Source organism: Polaromonas sp. P1_G2 (assembly GCF_056405515.1).
The window spans coordinates 1-433 of sequence record NZ_JBFUBY010001262.1 but is presented as its reverse complement, the minus strand read 5'-3'; the positions used below and the strand labels follow the sequence as shown (position 1 = coordinate 433).

The window sequence follows — 433 nt, the reverse complement described above, 5'->3', positions numbered from 1 at the left end:
GGATCGATGTCGGCGGCACCAACACCGATGCCGTCGTCATGGACGGCACGCAGGTGGTGGCTGGCGTGAAATCGGCCACGACCGCCGATGTAATGAGCGGCGTCGTCAACGCCCTCAAGGATGTGCTTGCCGCCTCCGGCGTGGCGGCGAGCGCCATCGACGTGGTAATGATCGGCACCACGCATTTCACCAATGCTGTCGTGCAGCGCCGCGATCTGGCGCAGACCGCGGCTGTCCGGCTTGGACTGCCCGCAACCTCGTCGCTGCCGCCAATGGTCGATTGGCCGGAGGATCTGAAGACCGCGATCGGCAACCACGCCTGGCTTGCGCATGGCGGCAACGAGTTCGACGGTCGGGTGATCTCGCCGCTCGACGAGGAAGAATTGCTGCGCATCGCCGACGAGATCAAGGCCAAGGGCATCAACACCATCGC

At 64.9% G+C, this 433-nt stretch carries 1 protein-coding gene; it reads left to right on the top strand.

What is annotated here, in order from left to right; genetic code table 11:
- Window positions 1-433 (top strand): hydantoinase/oxoprolinase N-terminal domain-containing protein (locus AC1D0P_RS30060; RefSeq protein ID WP_477680072.1); only part of this gene is annotated, 433 nt, incomplete at both ends.